The sequence below is a fragment of the Bdellovibrio bacteriovorus genome (genome assembly GCF_002208115.1).
In the GTDB taxonomy this organism is placed as follows: domain Bacteria; phylum Bdellovibrionota; class Bdellovibrionia; order Bdellovibrionales; family Bdellovibrionaceae; genus Bdellovibrio; species Bdellovibrio bacteriovorus_C.
This window is the reverse complement of record NZ_CP020946.1, coordinates 2,100,171-2,117,883: the sequence shown is the minus strand read 5'-3', so window position 1 is coordinate 2,117,883 and position 17,713 is coordinate 2,100,171. Positions and strand designations below refer to the sequence as shown.

General features: G+C 50.9%; 22 protein-coding genes. 12 read left to right on the top strand and 10 right to left on the bottom strand.

Annotation, left to right across the window (positions count from 1 at the left end; all coding sequences use genetic code 11):
• Positions 1-6: 6 nt before the first annotated feature.
• Positions 7-618, bottom strand: coding sequence for an NADPH-dependent FMN reductase (locus B9G79_RS10225; protein WP_088565418.1), 612 nt, complete (start codon positions 616-618; stop codon positions 7-9).
• 164 nt (positions 619-782) lie between these two features.
• On the bottom strand, positions 783-1,424 hold the full coding sequence (locus B9G79_RS10220) for a chalcone isomerase family protein (RefSeq protein WP_088565417.1): 642 nt from the start codon (positions 1,422-1,424) through the stop codon (positions 783-785).
• Between the two features lie 150 nt (positions 1,425-1,574).
• Here B9G79_RS10220 and B9G79_RS10215 point away from each other — a divergent pair, with 150 nt between their 5' ends.
• Positions 1,575-2,909, top strand: a complete 1,335-nt coding sequence (locus B9G79_RS10215; protein ID WP_232468555.1) for an HD domain-containing phosphohydrolase — start codon at positions 1,575-1,577, stop codon at positions 2,907-2,909.
• Here the strand turns inward: B9G79_RS10215 and B9G79_RS10210 are convergent.
• Positions 2,906-3,535, bottom strand: coding sequence for a L,D-transpeptidase family protein (locus tag B9G79_RS10210; RefSeq protein WP_088565415.1), 630 nt, complete (start codon positions 3,533-3,535; stop codon positions 2,906-2,908). The genes B9G79_RS10215 and B9G79_RS10210 overlap by 4 nt on opposite strands.
• 146 nt (positions 3,536-3,681) lie before the next feature.
• Here B9G79_RS10210 and B9G79_RS10205 point away from each other — a divergent pair, with 146 nt between their 5' ends.
• The 9 genes from B9G79_RS10205 to B9G79_RS10165 all read left to right on the top strand — a co-directional run bounded on the left by B9G79_RS10205 (position 3,682) and on the right by B9G79_RS10165 (position 10,702).
• Positions 3,682-4,170, top strand: coding sequence for an organic solvent tolerance protein (locus B9G79_RS10205; protein ID WP_088565414.1), 489 nt, complete (start codon positions 3,682-3,684; stop codon positions 4,168-4,170).
• A gap of 37 nt (positions 4,171-4,207) precedes the next feature.
• Complete coding sequence (locus tag B9G79_RS10200; protein ID WP_088565413.1) at positions 4,208-4,585, top strand: RidA family protein; 378 nt, start codon at positions 4,208-4,210, stop codon at positions 4,583-4,585.
• Positions 4,572-5,147 (top strand): YdcF family protein, encoded by a 576-nt coding sequence (locus B9G79_RS10195; protein ID WP_088565412.1) that lies wholly within the window; start codon positions 4,572-4,574, stop codon positions 5,145-5,147. The genes B9G79_RS10200 and B9G79_RS10195 overlap by 14 nt, the downstream gene beginning before the upstream one ends.
• Positions 5,148-5,218: 71 nt before the next feature.
• A complete protein-coding gene (locus B9G79_RS10190) occupies positions 5,219-6,043 on the top strand; it encodes an MlaE family ABC transporter permease (RefSeq protein WP_041577479.1) in 825 nt (274 codons plus the stop codon).
• Positions 6,043-6,753, top strand: a complete 711-nt coding sequence (locus B9G79_RS10185; protein WP_015090884.1) for a cell division ATP-binding protein FtsE — start codon at positions 6,043-6,045, stop codon at positions 6,751-6,753. The genes B9G79_RS10190 and B9G79_RS10185 overlap by 1 nt, the downstream gene beginning before the upstream one ends.
• Positions 6,750-7,700, top strand: a complete 951-nt coding sequence (locus tag B9G79_RS10180) for an MlaD family protein (RefSeq protein ID WP_088565411.1) — start codon at positions 6,750-6,752, stop codon at positions 7,698-7,700. The genes B9G79_RS10185 and B9G79_RS10180 overlap by 4 nt, the downstream gene beginning before the upstream one ends.
• A 134-nt stretch (positions 7,701-7,834) precedes the next feature.
• Positions 7,835-8,620 (top strand): substrate-binding periplasmic protein, encoded by a 786-nt coding sequence (locus tag B9G79_RS10175; protein ID WP_232468554.1) that lies wholly within the window; start codon positions 7,835-7,837, stop codon positions 8,618-8,620.
• On the top strand, positions 8,617-9,414 hold the full coding sequence (locus B9G79_RS10170; RefSeq protein ID WP_088565410.1) for a substrate-binding periplasmic protein: 798 nt from the start codon (positions 8,617-8,619) through the stop codon (positions 9,412-9,414). Before B9G79_RS10175 ends, B9G79_RS10170 begins: the two co-directional genes overlap by 4 nt.
• A gap of 37 nt (positions 9,415-9,451) precedes the next feature.
• A complete protein-coding gene (locus tag B9G79_RS10165; protein WP_088565409.1) occupies positions 9,452-10,702 on the top strand; it encodes an FtsX-like permease family protein in 1,251 nt (416 codons plus the stop codon).
• 8 nt (positions 10,703-10,710) lie between these two features.
• Here the strand turns inward: B9G79_RS10165 and B9G79_RS10160 are convergent, their stop codons facing one another.
• Together B9G79_RS10160 and B9G79_RS10155 are read right to left on the bottom strand one after the other, a co-directional pair.
• Positions 10,711-11,532: a 2,3,4,5-tetrahydropyridine-2,6-dicarboxylate N-succinyltransferase gene (locus B9G79_RS10160; RefSeq protein WP_088565408.1), complete on the bottom strand. Its 822-nt coding sequence runs from the start codon at positions 11,530-11,532 to the stop codon at positions 10,711-10,713.
• Positions 11,533-11,544: 12 nt separating this feature from the next.
• Entirely contained in the window at positions 11,545-12,192 is a 648-nt protein-coding gene (locus B9G79_RS10155; RefSeq protein ID WP_011164240.1) for a M14 family zinc carboxypeptidase, read from the bottom strand.
• 44 nt (positions 12,193-12,236) lie between these two features.
• Between B9G79_RS10155 and lysA the strand changes: the two genes are divergently transcribed.
• The gene (gene lysA, locus B9G79_RS10150) at positions 12,237-13,412 is read left to right on the top strand and encodes a diaminopimelate decarboxylase (protein ID WP_088565407.1); all 1,176 of its coding nucleotides are present in this window, start codon (positions 12,237-12,239) and stop codon (positions 13,410-13,412) included.
• On the opposite strand, the gene murI is transcribed toward lysA, so the two are convergent.
• The 3 genes from murI to B9G79_RS10135 are packed head-to-tail and all read right to left on the bottom strand — an operon-like array spanning position 13,409 to position 15,931.
• Complete coding sequence (gene murI / locus B9G79_RS10145) at positions 13,409-14,215, bottom strand: glutamate racemase (protein ID WP_088565406.1); 807 nt, start codon at positions 14,213-14,215, stop codon at positions 13,409-13,411. The genes lysA and murI overlap by 4 nt on opposite strands.
• 2 nt (positions 14,216-14,217) lie before the next feature.
• Positions 14,218-15,267, bottom strand: a complete 1,050-nt coding sequence (locus B9G79_RS10140; protein WP_226988114.1) for a guanosine monophosphate reductase — start codon at positions 15,265-15,267, stop codon at positions 14,218-14,220.
• Positions 15,251-15,931 (bottom strand): hypothetical protein, encoded by a 681-nt coding sequence (locus tag B9G79_RS10135; protein ID WP_088565405.1) that lies wholly within the window; start codon positions 15,929-15,931, stop codon positions 15,251-15,253. The genes B9G79_RS10140 and B9G79_RS10135 overlap by 17 nt, the downstream gene beginning before the upstream one ends.
• Before the next feature lie 108 nt (positions 15,932-16,039).
• Between B9G79_RS10135 and B9G79_RS10130 the strand changes: the two genes are divergently transcribed.
• Complete coding sequence (locus B9G79_RS10130; RefSeq protein WP_088565404.1) at positions 16,040-16,918, top strand: SDR family oxidoreductase; 879 nt, start codon at positions 16,040-16,042, stop codon at positions 16,916-16,918.
• On the opposite strand, the gene B9G79_RS10125 is transcribed toward B9G79_RS10130, so the two are convergent.
• Positions 16,910-17,170, bottom strand: coding sequence for a hypothetical protein (locus B9G79_RS10125; RefSeq protein WP_088565403.1), 261 nt, complete (start codon positions 17,168-17,170; stop codon positions 16,910-16,912). The two genes, B9G79_RS10130 and B9G79_RS10125, sit on opposite strands and share 9 nt — an antisense overlap.
• Before the next feature lie 111 nt (positions 17,171-17,281).
• Positions 17,282-17,710 carry an SRPBCC family protein gene (locus tag B9G79_RS10120; protein ID WP_088565402.1) on the bottom strand — a complete coding sequence of 143 codons (429 nt, stop codon included), beginning with the start codon at positions 17,708-17,710 and terminating at the stop codon, positions 17,282-17,284.
• Positions 17,711-17,713 lie beyond the last annotated feature (3 nt).

Genomic DNA, 17,713 nt, shown 5'->3' with positions numbered 1-17,713 from the left:
AGAGTTTTAGTTGTGTTGTTCGTGGATTTTTTCATCCACAAACTCGGTGAGCTTTTCAAAGGGAGTTTCTTTCCTTGCGGCAAAGTGGATAAAGTCCGCAATCATAGTCCGTAGCTTTTCAATCTGCTTTTCATCTTTTAACTTCCCCTCTTTATCAAAGGCCTCGTCGGCTTTCGCCACTCCAAAGTATTCGGGATAAACATAGGACTTGAGCACATGCAATGGCACTCGGGCGTGCAGGTTGCCGCGCACGGCCGCCAAGGCACCCGGGGATGCCCCCAGCAGCAGAATGTGCTTTTTTTCGAGGGGCACAGGTTTTAATCGCGACAGCCAGTCGATGGCGTTTTTAAAGGTGCCCGGAATGCTGCCATTGTACTCGGGGCTTGAAATGATAATGGCGTCAGCTTCGCTGAACTTCTTTCCCAGCTCTTTGGCGCCTTGAGGGACACCTTTGGAGGATTCAAGGTCTGCATCGTACATGGGTAAAGGGAACTCATTGAATTCACAAAGGTCCACTTCACAAAAAGGCAGATCCTGAACCATCTCGGCGGCCACGCGAATAAGTTTTTTGTTGTACGAGCCCTGGCGCAAAGACGCCGCGAACATAAAGACCTTCATTTGGCACCTCTTGAATAGAAGAGATTATCTCACTGTCCGTGAGGAGGCGCGGATGAAAAGTTGCAAATGTTCCAAAATACAAATTGGGGGGGGGAAGGGAAGCAGGTTACTGCCTCCAGAGACTCCAGAGAGAGGCAGTTTCAATTCTTTTTTAGAAAGACTATTTACTTTTTAAGGATGGATTTTTTCAAAGAGGCCACGCCATCGTCAGATGGTTTGCCCAGCCAGATGGAGAAGATCTTTTCGATGAATCCCGCCGGGCCTTTGATTTCAGACACGTTGCCGGAAGTTGTTTCGTAAAGAACAGCCTCAGTGCCGTCTTTCAGTTTGGCACCCAGTACAGTCAGTGCCTTGCCTTCCTTGGCTTCGCCGCCTTTGGAAACAGAATCCAGGAATTGTTTTACAGACGCTTCATCAGAGCTGACGCCATTGGCTTTCAAAGCTTCTTTGAAGGACTTTTGCACGTTGTCTGCATCCACACTGCGCAGGAAGTGCATTTGGATCGCAACGGCCTGCTGATCCTTCAGGGATGTCAAAGCCTCGGCATCGGTTTTTTTGAAAGTTTCAGGGGAGCTTACGAAAAGCTGTCCCACGTATACTTTCACATTCACAAAGACCACTTTTTTTGCGCGAAGGCCGGCACCCACGGAAGTCAGCTTCAGGGATTCAGATTCCACATTGGCGGTGGCGGAAGTGGACAGGGTTACTTTTTCCACTTTTTCGCCGGTTCCTTCCGGAGTCAGCAGGGCCGCCATGGAGTTTACAGACAAAAGAACAGTCGCAAGGGCTGCGATAAGGTGTTTCATACAGGTCCTTTCTCGTATTGGTCCAGATAGGATTGGTTGAGGGGGATTAATTGTCAACCGGGAAAAGTTTTGTTGGCAGCTCCCGTGCGGAAGTTTAGAATTTTTAGAGCAATGACTGACACCCGGACGCAGACCTTATTCAGACAAAAATTGGAACTTCTGATCCTGTCCGGGGATGAGGCGATTTTAAACCGCGCCAAAGAGATCATCTCCCGCCACTTTCTGACTTTCAAACAAATGCCGTACTCTGAGCTGGATAAAGGCTCCCGCATGGACTTGATGCGGGCCCAGATGGTGTTGATGGTGCAGGAGGAAAATGAAGAGCTGTCCTCATTCGCAGGGCGGGTGGATCAGGTCCTGAATCTTTTTCCGCGCTCCAGAATTGTGACCGTTATGGCGGCCTCATTGTCGCGGGAGAATCTGGAAGGAACCCAGAACCCGCGAGTCACGCCGCTTTCTCAAAGTGAGTTCAACCGCACTTTAAAATTTGAATACATTTGTCTTTATCGTTGCCGGGCGCAGTACTTTGAAATTCAAATCGGGGATCTGTTTCCGATGACCACCATGACCTTCCCGGTGTTTGTGCGCATGCCGCTGAATCAGCGTTATCTGGCGGTGGTGTACAGCAACTCGGTCCTGAGTGATGAGCGCTTCCAGCGGGTTGGAAAGGCCGAAAGCACCTACATCCAGAATCGTGACAGTGAAAAATATCTGGATTACATCGCCACCTATTACGACACCTCCGGGCACGGTCTGAAGAAACGCGCCCGTGCGCTTTTTCTGTCGTTGTGCCACGGGGCTTTGCATTTGAACGAAATTCTGCTGTTTGATTTTAAATCTCCCGAACCGGAGACTTTCCGTTCCCGTTATGAGGTTGTGCAAAAAACGGCCTCGGATCTGTTGCAGCTTCTGGGGACCGAAGAGGATCTTTGGGATCTTTTCCGCGAGGTTTTAAAGGGCGAGTTTTATGAACAGTGGCGCGCCCCTTGGATTGCCGTTTATGGCGCCATGATTGCGAAGAAAAGTGGTCAGGGCGATCCATTGACGGTCTTGATGGCGGGCCTGCTGACCGATGTGGGGCTGTTTGATATCGACGATAAAGTCAGTCGCGAGTTTCTGACGTCTGAAAGCAGAACTGTCCGGGAAGAGCAGCAGCGCGTGTTCAGCAACCATCCGATTCTGTCGTTGAACCGCTGTCTGATCAAAGGGCTGCCCCTGTCAGAAGAGATCAAAGCCGTGATGGTCTGCACCCATGAGCGCTTCGATGAGAAGGGCTTTCCGAATCAGGTCCCGGCGGACAAGATTCCGGTAGAGGCTTTTATTTTGCAATTTGCTGAGAAAATTGATCAGGGCGTTTTGACCATCATGAAAAAAAATGGTGTGGGTTTCCGCTTCCTGAAGGAAAGAATCTGGGAGTCGGAAAACAACTCGGCCGATGCTTTTCCTCCGGCGTTCCTGGCGGCGATTGCAGAATCCCTGCTTTAAGGGCAGATCTCGATCATTCCGCCCAGATCCATGTTGGCGTAAATTTCCTCTATTTCATAATCACGAACGGCCATGCATCCCTTGGTCCAATCGCGCGGATGGCGGATGACTTTGCGTTTCACCCAACTGTTGGGAAGACCGTGAATCAAAATGCTGTCGCCGGGATTTTTGATGCCATTTTTTTTGGCTTCCGCAAGATCTTTGGCGTTGGGATAGTTGATGCGAAGACCCAGATGGTATTCACTTTTTTCTTTTTTCAGATCAAAGAAATAACGTCCTTCCGGAGTGCGCTGATCGCCTTCAGTTTTTTTATGTCCTTGCGGGTTTCCCCCCAGGGCGACGGCGTAAGTGGCAAGCACCTGCCCGTGGCGCATCACATGCAACAAGCGGCGCTTTTTATCCACCAGAACGAAATCCAGCTTCTGTGAAATCGGGGCGTGGTCCCAGCGGGCCTTTTCTGCGAAATCCTTGGTGTGCGGGCACAGGCTGGGAAGTTCGGAGGATTCAAGGCCCACTTCCAGCATGCGGCTTTCATCAGGGCTGAGCATTTCAAACCCATCGCCCTTGATGATGGCAGAAGAAGTCATGGGAGCAAGAATCACAAGTACGAGCCAGAGGAATTTCATGTCCCTGATTTCCCATGAAGGCCGGCTTTGCGCAAGGGGCCTTTTGGCAGCTTTGACACTGTCCGTAAGAAGGAAAATCCTTTGCCCCATTCCCAGCTTTTGCCTTTAATAAGAGGGCTTAAAAAATCGATCGCAAGGAGATCAAAGTGCTTAAAAATGTGGCGTTGGCGCTATGCTTGGTAACAGTTATTTTTGCAGCTCAAGGTGAAGCCAAGGAATTGACCAACCGTTTGGGTGTGGGTGTTAAAAGTCACTCTGCTCTGGATCTGGCTCAGTTGGCTGCTGTTTACTATATTGCTCCGGATGTTTCCATCGCGGGCGGCTTGGGTATTGATACTCAGGAAGACTATTCCAAGTTTGCATTCAACGCAGGCATTCGTCGCATCGTTTTCAAAGAAGACAACATGAACTTCTATATGGGTGGTACATTGGGCATCCTGAATAACGAAGTGGCTGGTGACAAAGAATCCGGTTTCGAACTGAATGCGTTGTTCGGTGGTGAATTCTTCTTCACCGGTCTGGATTCCCTGGCGTTTACTTTTGAAGGCGGCGTGGGTGTGATCTCTGGCGACAACGTGCGCTTCAGAACCATCGGTGATGGTCCGTTCAGCGCCGGAATCATTTTCTACTTCTAATCCTCAACCAATTTCCCAATCTCGAAAAAGGATATTTATGAAAAAAGTTATTCACACAGACAACGCACCTAAAGCTGTTGGTCCTTATTCTCAGGCAATTCAGATCGGCGACATGTTGTTCTGCTCCGGTCAGATTTCCATCGATCCAAAAACAAACGAAGTTTTCACAGGCGATATCAAAACCCAGACTGAAATGGTTTTGAAAAACATCGAAGCGGTCCTGGCAGCTTCCAATATGAAATACAGCAATATCGTGAAAACCACGATCTTCCTGACCAGCATGTCGGACTTTGCAACTGTGAACGAGATCTACGCCAAGGCCTTCACTGACGCTCCTCCGGCGCGTTCGACAGTGGCGGTTGCTGCTTTGCCTAAAGGCGTGAACGTGGAGATCGAAGTCATTGCGCATCGCTAAGTCCCTGTTGAAATCCCGCTCATTCTGGGCTCTGGCATTCCTGAGCGCGGTGGTGCTTTACCGCTTCGCCGACGAATATCAGAAAGTGCAGAAAGAGCGGATTCAATCCTGGACGAAAACCCCTTCCGCTGACTGCGCGGTTGTCCTGACGGGCGGCGCGGGCAGGGTGCGGGAGGGTTTTGACCTTCTGGCGAATCAGAATGTCAAAAAGCTCGTTATTTCGGGTGTGTATTCCAATGCGCGTCTGCGCGAGATCATGCCGGTGTGGCCCTTTTACGGGAACCTGAGCGAGAACGATGTGGTCCTGGACCGCCGTTCAGAAACCACTTATGGAAATGCCCAGCAAAGCCTGCCGATTGTGGAGGCGCTGAAGTGCCGGGACATCCTGCTGGTGACATCAAGGCTTCACATGTACCGGTCGTACCGGACCTTCCGGGCCACGTTCCCGGAAAACATCTATATCGAAAAGCATGCGATTATCGGGGGGCGTTTTGAGTCTTCCGTCTGGGAGTCGGGGTTTGAGGCTCTGAAATCGCTGTTTTACTCTATCTGGGCCTACTAAAACCAGACCTTTGACCAAGACATCTTTTATCCAAATGAACCGATAAATCCTTGAGAAATCGAGGGTGAATCATGACTTCTTTACTGGCGCAAATTGACTCGCTAGGAAGATCAGTAACAAAGAATGTGGAGTACACGGCACGTGTTCTCCTGATGGTTTATCTTTCTTTACGTGCAACGGTTTTGGATCGTGCCCAAGGCTTCCGCCAGATCGTCGGCGTTATTTCCGCACAAATCTATTTCACCGGCTGGCAGGCGCTGCCACTGATTTCGGTTCTGGCTTTGGGAACCGGATCTATCATCTTGCTTCAATCCTTATCCAATTTATCACTTCTGGGCGGCACCCAGATGATCGGGAACTTCCTGATCGTCATGATCGTGCGTGAGGCCGGTCCGTTGCTGGTGGCTTTGGTGGTGATCGCGCGTTCGGGGACGGCGGTGGCTTCCGAGGTCGGCAACATGCGCGCCAATCGCGAGATTGAAGCGCTGGAAAGCATGGGCATCAACCCGCTGAGCTTTATTGTGTTCCCACGTGTGCTGGGTGGAATCATCAGCGTGCTGGGGCTGGCATTTTATTTCAATTTCATCGCTTTGATTGGCGGGTTCCTGGTCACGAAATTCGTGCAGGATCTGCCGCTGGCTTTTTATACGGATTCATTGATGCGCGCCTTTGCCAAAGAGGACGTGCTGATCTTCCTGCTGAAGAACGGTTTCAGCGGGATGATTATTTTTGTGGTGTGCTGCTATCAGGGGCTTTCCGTGAAGCGCAGTCCGCATGAGGTTCCACAGGTCACGACCCAGGCCGTGGTGAACAGTATCATCTTTGTGGTCGTGTTTAATCTGATTGTGACAGCTTTGTTTTATCTAAATCAACTTCGTAGTTTAGGGGTGGTGTGATGAAAATCGAAAATCTAAAATTTGAAGGCGTGTCTTTCACTCATGAAGGGCAGGAGCCAATTGTTCAGAATGTGGAGTTTGATTTTCCAATGAACGAAATCCTGTGGGTGAAAGCCGATGAAGGCGCGGGGAAGAGCTCTCTGTTGCAGATTCTGGCAGGCCTGCAGATCCCCCAGTCCGGGAAATATCTGATCAACGGTGAAAATGTGGTGGATATGTCCTTTGAAGAGTTTTTGCCCTTCCGTCTGAAGATTGGCTATTCCTTCGATTACGGTGGTCTGATCAACAACCGCACTTTGTATGACAATCTGATGCTGCCGCTTTTGTATCATAAGGTTTTGACGCCGGAGGAATGCAAAGCCCGCGTGGAAGCGATGATCAAGGAATTTGGCATCGAGAAATTTGCCCATGAAAGACCGGCCCATGTCCCAGGTCGTATTCGCAAACTGACCTGCCTGATGCGCGCAGTGGTGATGCAGCCGGAAATGCTGCTGTTGGATGATCCAAGCGTGGGTCTGGGGCAGGACAGTGTTTATATCTTTGCTGATCACGTGCACCGTCTGCGCAAAGAGGGGCACCTGAAACATATCTTTATCAGTTCCTATGATGAAAAGTTCATGAATCTTTTCAATTATCAGATCATTCACCTGGATGACGGACAGATTTACTTCCAGGCTGTGGATCCCGAGAAAAGAGTTGTTCACCTATGAAGGTAAAATTCAACAAGTTTGAAAGAGTCGCCGGCCTTTTTGTTGTCCTGGCCATTGTGGGTGTGATTGTCACAGCCATCAGTGCGGCAGTGAAACAAGGCTGGTTTGAGCCGAAGGTGCGCTTCACCACGACCTTTGAGAATGCCGACGGTATTCATCAAGGAACGCTGGTGCAGATGGCGGGTCTTCGTGCCGGTGCCGTTGAAACCGTGGAACTGGAAAGTGACAACCGCATTCGTGTTGGCTTCTATGTTCTGGGAAAATTCCAGAACCGCATTCGTGAAAACAGCACGGTGCAGTTGATTCGTCCGTTCATCATCGGTGAGCGGGTGCTGGAGCTGACCGTGGGGAACGAAGAGTTTGAAATGATTCCGGATCACAGTGCTGTGAAGTCCATCGAAACGGTGGATCTGATGACATTGATGAGTGGTAAACACCTGAATTCTTACCTGAGCAAATTGGGCGGGATTTTAGAGAGTGTGCAGGTCCTGGTAGATGCGTTTGCGGATAAAAGCCGTGCAGAAAGTCTGGTTCGTGTGATTGACCGTTTGGATCCGTTGGTGAAAAACCTGAACACGATGTCTGTGGAAGTGATTAAACTTTCCAAGCAGGCCACGCACGATGATGGTGTGCAAAAGCTGGTGGGAAATCTTGCTGTGACCACGCGTGAGATTAACAAGATCCTTCCTGAACTGAACGAACAGAATCCGGAAATGGCCAAAGACCTTGCCGTGATGACTCAGAACCTGGCCGTAATGACCAAGGCGCTGGGACCTGCGGTGAAACAAGTTGAAGGCGAGCTTCCAGGAGCCAGTGTGCGTTTGGTACAGGCATTGGACGAAACAGTTGTTGTATTAAAGGCCATGCAAAAAAGCTTCTTCATGAGAAGCAGTGTTAAAGAAGTTAAAGACGAGGAAACTCAAGATCGTCTTCCGGCCAGCAAATAGATCTGAATCGTTGTGATGTGTCTCGCTTTGGGGCACATTACAACATATCAAAAATTCTTTATTACTCTTCAGTAATACTTCAATTCGCACGATAATACTTCAGCTCACAATGTTGAGCATGGGGATGGTTGATCATGCGAAATGTTTTTCGCTTCCTGACAATCTTACTTCTGAACGTATTACCGGTACAAATGGACGCCAAAACCTTGAAGGTTGCTTTTGGAAAAAGCAAGCCGCCTTATATTTATGAGGAAAATGGTGTCGTGCATGGAATTGAAGTGGATCTGGTGCGGGAGATTTTAAAATCCCTGAAGGCACCCCATGACTTCCAAAGTCTTTCTTATCTGCGTCTTGAAACTGAAGCCAATCACGGCGACACCTTCGACATGATCGTTGGCGTGCGCAATCGTGAAGGGGGGCGCTATTATTCTCAGCCCTTCATGGACCACGAGGTCTGCGCCTTCAGTTTGAAATCGCGAAAGATTTCTATCAAAAGTGCCAGAGATCTGCAGTCCTTGAAAGTAGCCGTTTGGCGCGGAGCCTGGAAAGACCTGGGAGCGGACTTTAAAAGAATCTTCGAGCCTGGATTCAACGGAAAAGTTCCGGGAAACCTGATCGAGTATCCGCAGACCAAGGACCGTTTTGCCAGTTTGTATAATGGCGAAGTGGATGTGTTGGTCATGGATCGTTTTATCTTTGAATGGTATCGCCTGATGCCGCAGGAGGCGAGTCACTTTACGCAGGACGTGAAAGTGCATGAAATCTTCCCGGAAAACACTCCGGCCTATGTTTCCTTCCGTGATGAAAAGACCCGGGATGCCTTCAACCGTCAACTGAAACGTTTGCGCGACAGCGGGGACTATGCCCGCATGGTGAAGGCCTATATGGGTGAGCGTTTGGCGGGATTGGGTAAAAAATGAAGCTGATTCTTGCGCTGCTGTTTTTCTGTTCAGGTGTTCAAGCTCAAGAGGCTAAATCCTTGTTTGTGGCCTTTGGTAAAGGCCGTCCGCCTTATTCCTTTTCAGAGCGCGGCAATACCCGTGGTATTGAAGTGGATCTGGCAATGGAGATTCTGAAGCGTCTGGGTTACAAAGTCCGGCAGCAGGTGATGTCGCCTTATCGTATTGAGGCGGAGGCCAAGCACGGAAACACTTTCGATGTTGTGGTCGGTGTTCCTCATAACAGTGATGGTTCCGGCCACTATTATTCCAAACCTTTTGTGGCTTACGAGAATTATCTGATCGCATTAAGATCCCGCAAGCTTGGAGCGAAGAAGATATCGGATCTTTCAGGGGTGCGGGTGGGGGCGTGGCACAATGCCTGGAAGGATCTGGGGAAGGAGTTTGGCCGGGTGTTTTCACCTAAAGCCAACGGGCGCCTGCCGGACAACTATCGCGAGTTTGTTCGCCAAGAGGACCAGGTGCGAGCCCTGTGGGCCGGTGAGGTTGAGGCCCTGGTGATGGATCGATATATTTTTGGCTGGTTTAGAATGACCATGGCTTCCCAGGTGAACACCGGGGTGGACGTGGATGTCTTTGATCTGTTCCCGGTGGTAAATCACAGCTATGTGGCCTTTCGGGATGCTAAATTACGATCGGCTTTCGATAAAGAGCTCGAGCGTCTGCGCCAAAGCGGCGAATACGACAGTATCGTGCGAATTTACGTGGGTGAGCGCCTTGCCGCCATGCTTAAAAGTGGTCCGAAGCCCCATTGAGGCTTGAATCCGGGTCCCCAGGCTCTATTATGAGGGGATGTTGGTAGGCCACCTTTTCCGTCATTTTATATTCTCTCCGCGAGCGGGTTCTTTGGTGAAACGCATCGCCTGGTTGTCCATGGTTGGAATCACAATCAGCGTGACGGCGTTTCTGGTGGTTTTGTTTGTCATGAACGGCATGAATGCCAGTATTCACAAACGCATTCTGGGGCTGGAGCCGCATCTGTATGTGCAGGTCGCGGGAGCCGACACCGCACAAAGCCTTGAATCCAGTCCTGCATTTCAACGTCTGCAGGAAGATCCGGCCCATCGTGCCTATGTTTATGAAACCATGGATATCATCATCCGCAGTCAGGATGGACAGTTCCGTGGAGGCATCGCGCGCGGTGTGACCCGCGAAAGTCTTGAGCACTTCATTGAACAACTTCAGCGCATTGATCGCAAGGCCACGGATCGTGATTCCCAGGCTTATTTCTGGGACCCGCAGGATGTTCCCGGGCGTGGTGAAGTGGTGATGGGTGTGGATCTGGCTCAGTCCCTGGGTGTTTTTGAAGGGGACTTCCTGACTGTCGTGTCGCCCTCAGGTTTGTTGCTGCCTCCGGGGGAAACCCCGAAGTTTGAACGCGTGCGTATTAAGCGCATTGTCACCACCAGTCTGCCGGATCTGGATGGACAGTATCTTTTCTATCAGCGCGGTGAGGCTTTGAACGCCCTGGTGAATGAGGGCTTGCGCAAAAACGGAATCGAAGTGTGGCTGCCGGATGAAGGCCGCATCGAATCTGTTAAAGAAGATCTGATGAAATTTGAAGGTGTCAGTGTTGAGACCTGGATGGATCGCAATTCGGCTTTGCTGTATGCGCTAAAGCTTGAAAAGCTGACCATCGGGATTTTCCTGGGACTTGCCGGTATGATCGCGGGCAGTTCCATTCTGACCGTGCTGGCGTTGTTGCTGTCGCAGAAAAAACGCGATATCGCGATCTTGCGCACGATTGGTTTTTCATCCCGTCAGACGGTTCGCACATTCACGCAGATCGGCTTTTTCCTGGCCGGTATTGGTGTTGTGGGCGGCGTGGTTCTGGGGACGGGTTTGAGTCTTTACATTCAAGCCAATCCGATTCAGTTCCTGCCGTCGGACGTTTACTATGATTCTTCCATCCCGGCTTTGGTCAACTATGGTCTGGTCTTTGGGGTTCTGATTGTCAGTGGATTGATTGCTTTGCTGGGCTCTTATATCCCAGCAAGAACGGCTGCAGAAGTGCAGCCGTCCGATGCTTTAAGAATGAAATAATTTAAAAACTAAACGCTCACCTGATGGTCGCGAAGAGCATCGGTCAGGGAGGTCTTCAGGTCTGTGCTGGCTTTGCGTTTACCGATGATCAGCGCGCAAGGGACTCCGTAAGAGCCCGCTGCGAACTCTTTCATCTGGGTGCCTGGGATCACCACGGAATTGGATGGCACACGGCCTTTGTATTCCACAGGCGATGAGCCCGTCACATCGATGATTTTAGTACTGGCCGTGATGGTCACACCCGCGCCCAGAACGGCGCCTTCTTCAATGACAGCCCCTTCAACCACGATGCAGCGGCTGCCGATAAAGGCATTGTCTTCGATAATCACCGGGGAGGCTTGAATCGGCTCCAGTACGCCGCCGATTCCCACGCCGCCAGAAAGGTGCACATTTTTACCGATCTGAGCGCAAGATCCCACTGTGGCCCAGGTGTCCACCATGGTGCCGGAACCAACATAAGCTCCGATGTTCACGTAAGAGGGCATCAGGATCGCACCTTTTTCAATGAAGCAGCCCTTGCGCGCCACTGCCGGTGGCACCACACGCACGCCGTCTTCTTCCGACCAGCGTTTCAATGGAATTTTGTCAAAGAAGGCAATGTCGCCCGCATTCATTGGTTCCATTTTCTGAATACGGAAATAAAGCAGGATGGCCTTTTTGATCCATTCGTTGGTGATCCATTTGCCGTCTTGCTTTTGGCAAACGCGCAATGTGCCGGAATCCAGGCCTTCGATGGTTTCAAAAACGGTTTTCAACTCGGCAGTTGAAAGTTGATCGATCGTTTTTCCGCCTTGAATGTCGGTCCAAAGTTTTGAGACTTGTTCTTGCATGGTGTTCCTTCCTTATTCCAGTACTTTCAAAGATTCGAGGATTGCCGGGACGTGGATTTCGATGATTTTTTCAGCCGAAAGACCGCGTTCGATTTCGTAAGTCAGTGTCGGGCAGTTTCTTTCAAGGCCCGCGTAAGTGCCCAGGCAGCCCGGAGTTGGGTAGCCGATGTCGTCGTCGATCTTGTAACCCGTCAGGCGGGACAAAACTTCCGCCACCGGGCGACAGTCGCCATTCACATTCAGCACCGGGTGCCACGAGTGCAGTGACAAAACATACACCGGCTTTTTTTCATCCAGATAAGTCATCAGGCCGTGGTTTTCTTTTTCGCTGCCGGCAAACGGTCCCGGGTGATAGCGCGGAGTTTTCACTTCCGGTGACCAGTCCTTCGTTGGCAGGTTGCGGTTCAGATCCACACCATTGCCGTTGCCGCGGGTTTTGAAGATCACACCTTCAAGGTTGAACTGCGGCACCAGGGTGATGTTGAGTTTGTAGGGATTGGAGTTCATGAAGTGCTTCAGCAGCTCTTGCGCGGCGATAACACCTTCGACCTCGTCGCCATGAACGCCGCCCAGAATCAGAACCTCAGGGCCGTTGTTGTTGAAGTGCCAGGCCGGTACCGGCAAACCTTTGGAAGTGTAAGTAAAAATAGAAGTTTTCATGACAAATCATCCTTCATGGGCCATCATACTAGCACGAGGTTTTCGTGGAATACATCAATAATGAATTGTGTCTTGGTCCGTTAAAAAAGCCGCTTTTGCCCCTGGTGGCCAATTACATGCGCCCCATTTATGTCTACGATCTTGATTCTGTCGCCCAAAGGTATCAGGCGATGTCTCAGGCTTTGAAGGGGACTCGTCTTTTTTTCGCAGTGAAATCCAACCCCAATCCTGGTGTTCTGCAAAAACTGAAAAGCCTTGGCGCCGGAGCCGACGTGGTTTCTTTGGGCGAGATCAAGCGCGCCATGGAATGCGGATTTTCTCCGCAGGACATTGTCTATAGTGGTGTGGGGAAAACCAAATTTGAACTGACCGAGGCACTGAAGCTCGGCATTTATCAGATCAACGTGGAAAGCCTGCCGGAGCTTGAACGCATCGGGATGCTGGGTCGTGAACTGAAAAAGAAGGCTCAGGTGGCTTTGCGCCTGAATCCGGATGTGGATATCAATACGCACCCCTATATTGCCACAGGGTTGAAAGACAATAAATTCGGCATGGAGCGCTCGATGGTGCCGGCCTTGGTGAAATGCCTAAAAAACTATTCGGATTCAATTGATCTGGTGGGCGTCAGTCTGCATCTGGGATCGCAAATGCTGGAATTCTCCGGTTACGATGAGGCCCTGAAAAGACTGAAGAACGTGTGCCTTGAGTTAAAGGCAGAATTTCCCACTTTGAAAAAATTCGACTTCGGCGGGGGCTTGGGTATTTTCTACGATCGCGTGGATCTTCAACTGGAAGAATCCCTGTTGCAGAAGTACGCGCAAATCACTCTGGAAAATCTATCTGATCTGAATTGTGAACTGCAGGCCGAGCCTGGCCGCTGGCTGGTGGCTCATTGCGGGGCTTTGATCACGCAAGTGCAGTACATCAAAGAAACCAGTGCGAAAACTTTTGTGATTGTGGATGCGGGAATGAATCACCTGATTCGTCCATCATTGTACGAAGCCACTCACCGTATTGAACCCCTGAAAAGAACGGACGCGGCCTTTGTGGTGGATGTTGTAGGGCCGATCTGTGAGTCTTCGGATTTCTTTGCGAAAGAAATTTCACTGACAAAAGTGCAAGAAGGCGACTTTGTGGCGATTATGGATTCGGGGGCCTACGGCTATTCCATGGCCAGCGTCTATAACCTGCAGGAGCTGCCTTTGGAGATTTGCATCTAAACGTCGACGACCGCGTACTGATCGGCTTTGGCGGGTTTTAAGATCCGCTGAGCCATTTCAGTGAAGTGCGCGGAAGAATCCGTCGTCATAATATCGATGCGACGGGGTTCGCCGCTTTTGTTCGGACCCAGGCGGCCGCTCTTGAAGTCGCGCGACAGCCATTGTGCAATCGCTTCGCCGGAATCCACCAGTTCAATTGAGCTTCCAGTCACTCGCGCAATGGAGTTTTTCAAAATCGGATAATGAGTGCAACCCAAAATCAAAGTGTCGATATGGTTCTGCAAGAGCGGGCTTAAATAACGGAACACAATCAGATTGGTGACGGGATCTGCGTCCCAGCCTTCTTCCGCCAGTGGAACGAACAACGGGCAGGCCTGGTCAAAGACCTGCGCCTGTGGATCCAGGGAATGAATTTTGTGAGTGTAAGCCTGGCTGTTGACGGTGGCACGGGTGGCCAGCACGCCGATGCGTTTGCCGGAGGAAAGCTCCAGCGCGCGCTGGGAACCAGGCTCAATCACGTTGTAAATCGGCAGTCCATCGATCTCGCGTTCGGACACCTGGCTTGAAGCTGTGTTGCACGCAATCACGATGGCTTTGACGTTTTGTTTTTCCAGGAACTGAATGATCTGTTCAGAGTACTTGCGAATGGTTTGCGGGGATTTCGAACCATAGGGAAGGCGAGCCGTATCGCCCACATATAAAAAGCTTTCATGAGGAAACTGCAGCGCCAGCTCTTTTAGAACTGTCAATCCGCCGATACCTGAATCAAAGACACCTATGGGACGGGAATCCTGGTCTGCCATTCTTAGTTTTTCACTCCGTGTGCGCGAGACTCAGCAATACCATTGGAAGACATTTCCATAAAGAGGGCTTTGTCTTTAATTTCAGCAATGCTTGTCGCGTTGATGTAGCTCATGCCGCTGCGGATGCCGCCGGTGACTTCCAGGATCACGTCTTTAACGTGGCCTTTGACGGTCACTTGAGTGGATTCCCCTTCAGGAGCCATGCCCTCAGGCACGCCACCGCGCCACGAATCCTGAGCGGATCTGGAGGCCATGCCGCGGTATTGTTTTTTACCGTTTTTGATTTCCCCGGGAGTTTCAATCGTGCCAGACAGCATGCTTCCAAGCATCACGGTGCTTGCGCCCGCAGCAAAGGCTTTCACCATGTCGCCGGAGGTGCGGATACCACCATCAGCGATCACTGGAACGCCGTAGGATTCGCCGATCTCGGCGCACAGGCCGATCGCAGTCAGTTGTGGGACCCCGCAACCGGTGATGATGCGCGTGGTGCACATAGAGCCAGGCCCGATGCCCACTTTAATCGCATCAGCGCCAGCTTCGATCAGATCACGAGCCGCATCCGGAGTCGCCAGGTTGCCGGCAATCAGATCCACTTGCGGGTACTGGTCTTTCAGCCATTTCATGGTTTCCATCATTTGCACAGAGTGACCGTGAGCAATGTCGATCGTGATGATGTTCACGCCGGCTTCAACCAGGGCTTTTGCGCGGGTCTTGAATTCTTCACCCACGCCGACGCTGCCGGAAATAACCTTCACGCCGTTTTCTTTCAGGCGACGGGCCTGAGCGGCTTGTTCTTCAATATCCAGGAAACGGTGAAGAATCCCCATGCCACCCAGTTGGTTCATCGCAAACGCCATGTCGTATTCAGTGACCATGTCCATGTTCGCACTGACGATCGGAGTTTCAATCGTGAAGTTCTTGGTCACTTTGGAAGTCAGACGCGGGTCACGGCGGGAACGGACGTCCGATCTTGCCGGGATGATCAGCACGTCATCGAAGGTCAGGCCTTTGCCGCGATTCTTGATATCTTTCCAGTTAAACATGAGCGTCATGACGTCTTACCTCGCTTCTAAAAATATTGAACAGAATGTGAGTTGAAACCAAAAGCAAATAGGTGTCCAGAGCGGAAAGCAGCAGGCTTTGCAGCGGTGTCTTCCAGATCAGGCGATAGGCATCAAAGACGGTGGTCAGGACGCCTGGAATGAAAAGGTGGAATAAAATCAGAATCGCCAAAATCACAAACCAGCGGCGACGAACAATAAGGGCCGAGCCCTTCAGGGCATCGACTTTCCCCTCATCGTATTGCGGGCTTGAGGTCACCACAAACGGCACCATCGAAAGCTCCACATATTTCCAGATTCCCGGAAGAATCAGCAGCAGTGTCCACTGCAGGGTCTTTCCCCAGGCGCGCAGGGTTTCGATATACATTTGATTCAGATTCTTCGCCCAGAAATCCTGAAGCGTTTTGGTGGAGGAATCCAGATTGTTCAGCGCGTACAGGGCGATGCTGACCAGCAGAACCGGGAACAGGATGCTGCTTAAGATCGAGAAAAAGCCATAGTAAATCACCTGGGCTTGAACTCCCAAGGGGTCACGAAGGGCGGTTTCCATTTTAAGGTTTAGATACTGGTCTATGTTGCTCGACAGAACGACCAGCGCGAACAGGGGCAAGAAAACTTTTTTAAAGACCTTCAGGTTCTCGGCAAAAAAATTCACTTAAGTATTTACATCCCTAAAGCCTGTTTGAGTCAAGCGGACTCTTGCTAAGAAACAGATGACGTTCAGGCCCAAGAATTTGTCATAATAAAGACTCTGGGAGGCTTTATGGAACTGCGAATTATGGTGACCGGTGCCACCGGAACCATGGGGACGGAGTTGGTTCGCCAACTGCATTCCATGGGCCGAGAGGTGGTCGCTGTCAGCCGGGATCTGGAACGCTTGCCAAAGGATATCAAGGGGATGCAGGTCCCACTTGAGAACCGCTATCTTTTGGAGCAGGCCTTCCGCGATGTCGATGTCTTGGTGTTTATCCAGCCTCTTTGTGAAAATATGATTCAGCAGGCCGAAAATGTCGTCGGGGCTGCCAAAGCCTCCGGAGTGCAGTTTGTCTTAAAAGTCTCGGGTTTGGGGGCATCCCCGGTGTCCCGGTATTTGTATCAGCGAATTCAGGGCGAAGCTGACGAGATCCTGATTCAAAGTGGGCTGCGCTATTGTTTGCTGAAACCCAATATCTACATGCAATGCTTCCTGAAATCGCACTATGAATCCCTGATGGCCGGCACGCTTTATCTGCCTCAAGGGGAAGGGCGAACGTCCTATGTGGATGCCCGTGATGTGGCCGATGTGGCGGCGTTCCTGTTGCAGGACCCGTGGCGCTATCAAAAAAGGGAGCTGGTGCTGACCGGGGAACGAGCCCTTTCCAATGCCGAGGCCGTGTCGATCATTTCCCACTATGCGCGACGACGGGTGTCCTATGTTCCGGTGACCGAAGAGGCCGCCAGAAAGACTTTCAATCGCGAAGAGTCGTCGTGGATGATGGAGGCGCAGATGAGCCTGCACAGAGCCGCCCGGGAAGGGGCTGTGGCGGAAGTGTCCGGAGTGCTGAGAAAGATTCTGGGACACGATCCTCGCAGCTTTGAAGAGTTCTGCGAGGATATGAAAAAGGCCTGGGTTTTACCCGAGCCCCAGGAAGGATTACTCTGACCAAAGTTCCCGAACATCCAGGATTTCACATTTTGGACTGGTGGTCACTTCAGAGGCCGCGTCGCCACCGTAATAGTTTGTGCGCACATGGTAAACCTTGTCGCCGGTCTCCAGTTCTTTTTGGAACTGTATCAGACGCACCTGATATCCCTGTTGACGGAAGTGATTTTCCACCTGCCAGGAACAGGATTTCGATTTTGCGAAAGAGACAGAGGATAGCAAAACAGTTGCGATAACGGCGAAAGTCTTCATGAAAAGCCCCTTGTTACTTGTTTGCAGTGACTTGGTTTCGGGGCTTTTATAAGAGGCCTTGGGGCCATTTACCAGTTAGGATTTTGTTTGGAAAACGTTTCAAAATTTTCTTCAATCATCCAGGTACGATTTAAGCTCTTTCAGGTGATAACCCCAGCCAACCTTGAAGTCCTTGATGGTTTTGGTGCGGATTTCTGCCGGCAGAGTATCCCAGCCGGAGTGTTCCAGTGACAGAACACGTTCTTTGCCTGTGTCTTCAATGGTGAAAGTGCACTCAGTGATGGCGGTTTTGGGCCAGCTTTTTTCCCGCCAGGTGAAGGTGATGAACTGCTCTTTCTTGAGTTTAACCACTTTGCCGGAGGCCATTTGTTTATCGCCTTCGTCATCCATCCACGGTTCTTTAAAGGCACCGCCGACTTTGGGCTCCAGCACAACAGATTCGCTCCACCAGTTTTCAAGTTCCCCGCGATCCGTCAGGGCATTCCAGATCCAGCCGCTGCTGGCTTTAAGCTTAATGGATAATTCAATGCTGTCTTTCATCGG

Bases quoted from the DNA above. Each gene is read 5' to 3' on its own strand.
- B9G79_RS10210 (WP_088565415.1), bottom strand. From the start codon at position 3,535: ATGAAATTCCTCTGGCTCGTACTTGTGATTCTTGCTCCCATGACTTCT.
- B9G79_RS10155 (WP_011164240.1), bottom strand. From the start codon at position 12,192: ATGAAAACTTCTATTTTTACTTACACTTCCAAAGGTTTGCCGGTACCG.
- B9G79_RS10175 (WP_232468554.1), top strand. From the start codon at position 7,835: ATGCGAAATGTTTTTCGCTTCCTGACAATCTTACTTCTGAACGTATTA.
- B9G79_RS10120 (WP_088565402.1), bottom strand. From the start codon at position 17,710: ATGAAAGACAGCATTGAATTATCCATTAAGCTTAAAGCCAGCAGCGGC.
- B9G79_RS10225 (WP_088565418.1), bottom strand. From the start codon at position 618: ATGAAGGTCTTTATGTTCGCGGCGTCTTTGCGCCAGGGCTCGTACAAC.
- B9G79_RS10200 (WP_088565413.1), top strand. From the start codon at position 4,208: ATGAAAAAAGTTATTCACACAGACAACGCACCTAAAGCTGTTGGTCCT.
- B9G79_RS10165 (WP_088565409.1), top strand. From the start codon at position 9,452: ATGTTGGTAGGCCACCTTTTCCGTCATTTTATATTCTCTCCGCGAGCG.
- B9G79_RS10180 (WP_088565411.1), top strand. From the start codon at position 6,750: ATGAAGGTAAAATTCAACAAGTTTGAAAGAGTCGCCGGCCTTTTTGTT.
- B9G79_RS10140 (WP_226988114.1), bottom strand. From the start codon at position 15,267: ATGACGCTCATGTTTAACTGGAAAGATATCAAGAATCGCGGCAAAGGC.
- murI (WP_088565406.1), bottom strand. From the start codon at position 14,215: ATGGCAGACCAGGATTCCCGTCCCATAGGTGTCTTTGATTCAGGTATC.
- B9G79_RS10170 (WP_088565410.1), top strand. From the start codon at position 8,617: ATGAAGCTGATTCTTGCGCTGCTGTTTTTCTGTTCAGGTGTTCAAGCT.
- B9G79_RS10220 (WP_088565417.1), bottom strand. From the start codon at position 1,424: ATGAAACACCTTATCGCAGCCCTTGCGACTGTTCTTTTGTCTGTAAAC.
- B9G79_RS10130 (WP_088565404.1), top strand. From the start codon at position 16,040: ATGGAACTGCGAATTATGGTGACCGGTGCCACCGGAACCATGGGGACG.
- B9G79_RS10190 (WP_041577479.1), top strand. From the start codon at position 5,219: ATGACTTCTTTACTGGCGCAAATTGACTCGCTAGGAAGATCAGTAACA.
- B9G79_RS10185 (WP_015090884.1), top strand. From the start codon at position 6,043: ATGAAAATCGAAAATCTAAAATTTGAAGGCGTGTCTTTCACTCATGAA.
- B9G79_RS10160 (WP_088565408.1), bottom strand. From the start codon at position 11,532: ATGCAAGAACAAGTCTCAAAACTTTGGACCGACATTCAAGGCGGAAAA.
- B9G79_RS10125 (WP_088565403.1), bottom strand. From the start codon at position 17,170: ATGAAGACTTTCGCCGTTATCGCAACTGTTTTGCTATCCTCTGTCTCT.